Source organism: Mesorhizobium sp. M2C.T.Ca.TU.002.02.1.1 (genome assembly GCF_003997225.1).
In genome coordinates, this window is sequence record NZ_RZTO01000758.1 from 1 (window position 1) to 2,962 (window position 2,962).

A 2,962-nucleotide genomic window follows, 5' to 3' on the forward strand; every position below is an offset into this window, starting at 1 on the left:
GCTTTGGAATGGATCGTATGTCAGTCATATTGAAGCAATTTTGTCGGAGGGAATTCGGGTCAAGGTCGAGCTCTTCGGCGCAGGTCGTGCTGGTAGCACGGCCAAGTCCGAAGGGCGAAGGAATTGGCTCGAATTCACCCGGCAGAATGGTTCAAGGTGATTGAAATACGACCCGGCATTAGGCCGTGCCGGTCGACCCGAACCCACCGGCTCCGCGCGTCGTGCCGCCGGCCAGTGCCCGCTCCTCGACTGTGATCTGCGTCACCGCGGCGAAGACGATCTGGGCGATGCGCATGCCGCGCGTCACCGAGAAATCCTCGTCGCCGAGGTTGACGAGCAGGACTTTCACCTCGCCGCGATAGTCGCTGTCGACGGTGCCGGGCGAGTTGAGGACGGTGAGCCCATGCTTGAAGGCAAGGCCCGAGCGCGGCCGCACCTGGCCTTCCATGCCTTCCGGGATTTCCAGGACAAGCCCGGTCGGCACAAGCGCGCGTTTCCCCGGCAGGATGAGCAGCGGCCGGTCTTCCGGCACGGCGGCGCGCAAATCCATACCGGCGGCGCCCGCGCTCTCATAGGCCGGCAGAGGCAGGCCCTCGCCATGCGGAAGCCTGACGAAACCGACGGTGGGGCCGATGACGGAGGAAGGATGGACAGCCGTGCGCATGAGCCCACTCGTATCGTCGCGAATGCCGATTCGGTCAACTCGACCGTGACGCTATCCAAGGCTTTCTTTGAGGCGTCATGATGACTTCGCTTTCCAGCGAAGACGTGTCGACAAGGTGTTGCGCTGGTGGAATGCTCACTTGGCGATTGGTGAGAACGCTCATGCTTCGTCATCCACGGGCGGAGCAAGGAGCGAAGCGACGCGTGTAGACCCGAGGATCCATTCCGTGACTTCCAAGCGTCGCAACGATCCAGAATTCTGCTCCGCTGCGTTCTACGGTCGAGGTAACGGAATGGATCCTCGGGTCTGCGCTCCGCTACGCGTCGCTCCGCCCGTGGATGACGAAGTTGAGAGGCCTCGGCTACCTACCGCAGTTCCACCGGCACCACGGTTGTCTCCTTGATCTCCTCCATGACGAAGGAGGCCGAGACGTCCGACAGCGCCACCTTGGCGATCAGCCGCTGGTAGAGCCGGTCATAGGCTTTCACGTCGGCGACGCGGGCCCTCAGCACGTAATCGAGGTCGCCCGACATGCGGTAGACGCCGGTGATCTCGGCAAAGCCGGTCACCGCCGCGCGGAATTTCTGCAGCCAGTCCGGGTCGTGGTTGGAGGTGCGGATCAGGATGAAGACGGACAGCCCAAGCCCGAGCTTGTCGGCATCGACCAGCGCCACGCGCCCGGTGATGACGCCGTCCTCCTCCAGCCGCTTGACGCGCCGCCAGCAGGCATTGCGCGACAGCGCCACGCGCTCCGACAGCTGGTCGACCGAAAGCGTGCCGTCGCGTTGCAGCTCGGCCAGCAATCTTCGATCGATCTCATCGATTTCCGTTGGCATTTTGGGATGAATGTCCCACAAAATAGCAAAAAGCAAGGACGAATTAGGACCGATGAACCTAAGCCGTATGGCACGGTATCCACTATCGAGACTTAATCCCGGCAGGAGAGATCACCATGACGACACGGTTTACGGCACTGTTCACGGCTCACCCGGAGAAGGTCGGCGAGACCTATTTCGGCCACATGGCCTTTGCCGCCTGGTTCTGCTCGCGCCTGTCGATGGCGGCGGCCGCCGCGCTCGTTCACGCTTTCTTGCCGTTTCTGTTCGAAACTACGGCGAGCCGAATCGTTCGTGAGCTCTATGAGCGCACGCACAACAGAGGTTCAAATGCGGTCAAGGAGCCGGCGGCTCTGATGGATCGCGCCTGATAAAGGTGGAGTGCGATGTGCCGGTGGGCGGCCTATCTGGGTGAAGCGGTCTTCCTCGAAGACATCATCACCGCGCCCTGCCATTCGCTGATCGCCCAAAGCCACTGTGCCCAGGAAGCCAAGTCGCCGACCAATGGCGACGGCTTCGGCCTTGCCTGGTATGGCGACCGGTCCGAGCCTGGGCTCTATCGCGACATCTTGCCGGCATGGTCCGACCCCAATCTGAAAAGCCTGTGCCGGCAGATAAAGTCCGGCCTGTTCCTCGCCCATGTGCGCGCTTCGACCGGCGGCGCCACCAGCCGCATGAACTGCCATCCTTTCGTCTCCGGCCGCTGGTCCTTCATGCATAACGGCCAGATCGGCGGCTTCGAAAAGATCCGCCGCGCGCTGGAAAACTCGCTTTCCGATGAAGTCTTCGACCAGCGCGAGGGCACCACCGATTCCGAGCTCTTTTTTCTTCTGATGATCGACCAGGGGTTGGCCGGCGACCCGCTGGGCGCGGTCTCGAGGGCAACCGGCCGCGTCATCGAAGCCTCGCGCCGCGCCGGCATCGAGCCCTCCCTGAAGCTGACGGCGACCTTTTCGGATGGCGAGGCGCTGTACGCCGTTCGCTATGCCACCGACAACCATGCGCCAACCCTTTACACTGGTGTCTTTGCCACGCGCGCTGGCCATTGCGTCGTCTCCGAGCCTTTCGATCGCAACGGTGGCGAGTGGCAGGCGATACCTCCGGCGAGCTTCGTCACCATGACAAGGGGCGGCACCGATATCCGGCCGTTCGTGCCGGCAGCCGCTGCACTGGCGCTGGCAGGCTGAGTTTCGGCGGCCGGCTTACGTGCTCACGGCGCGAAGCGTTCCAGCCCATAAGGCGCCAGCAGCGCATCGCGTTCGCCGTCAAGAATTTCACGCGTGGCAAACAGGCCAACCGCCGGAGCCAGCGTGATGCCCGAATGCATGACGGCGACATAGAGGCCGCCGACGCCTTCGGCGCGGCTGACGATCGGGAAACCGTCGGCCGGCGTAGGGCGGTAGCCGACGGTGTGGAAATCGAGCTCCAGCCCGTCCGCGCCCCGCAAGGCTGCCTTCATCGC

General features: G+C 63.2%; 5 protein-coding genes. 2 read left to right on the top strand and 3 right to left on the bottom strand.

What is annotated here, in order from left to right:
* Nucleotides 1-178: 178 nt before the first annotated feature.
* The gene (dut, locus tag EOD07_RS28890; RefSeq protein WP_073987664.1) at nucleotides 179-664 is read right to left on the bottom strand and encodes a dUTP diphosphatase; all 486 of its coding nucleotides are present in this window, start codon (nucleotides 662-664) and stop codon (nucleotides 179-181) included.
* A 365-nt stretch (nucleotides 665-1,029) separates the two neighbouring features.
* Nucleotides 1,030-1,500, bottom strand: a complete 471-nt coding sequence (locus EOD07_RS28895; RefSeq protein WP_073987663.1) for an Lrp/AsnC family transcriptional regulator — start codon at nucleotides 1,498-1,500, stop codon at nucleotides 1,030-1,032.
* Nucleotides 1,501-1,616: 116 nt separating this feature from the next.
* Between EOD07_RS28895 and EOD07_RS28900 the strand changes: the two genes are divergently transcribed.
* The gene (locus tag EOD07_RS28900; RefSeq protein ID WP_071036384.1) at nucleotides 1,617-1,871 is read left to right on the top strand and encodes a DUF6356 family protein; all 255 of its coding nucleotides are present in this window, start codon (nucleotides 1,617-1,619) and stop codon (nucleotides 1,869-1,871) included.
* 15 nt (nucleotides 1,872-1,886) lie between these two features.
* Complete coding sequence (locus EOD07_RS28905; protein WP_127237781.1) at nucleotides 1,887-2,687, top strand: class II glutamine amidotransferase; 801 nt, start codon at nucleotides 1,887-1,889, stop codon at nucleotides 2,685-2,687.
* 23 nt (nucleotides 2,688-2,710) lie between these two features.
* On the opposite strand, the gene EOD07_RS28910 is transcribed toward EOD07_RS28905, so the two are convergent.
* On the bottom strand, nucleotides 2,711-2,962 hold a 252-nt coding region (locus EOD07_RS28910; RefSeq protein ID WP_164772633.1), incomplete at its 5' end, for an FAD-dependent oxidoreductase.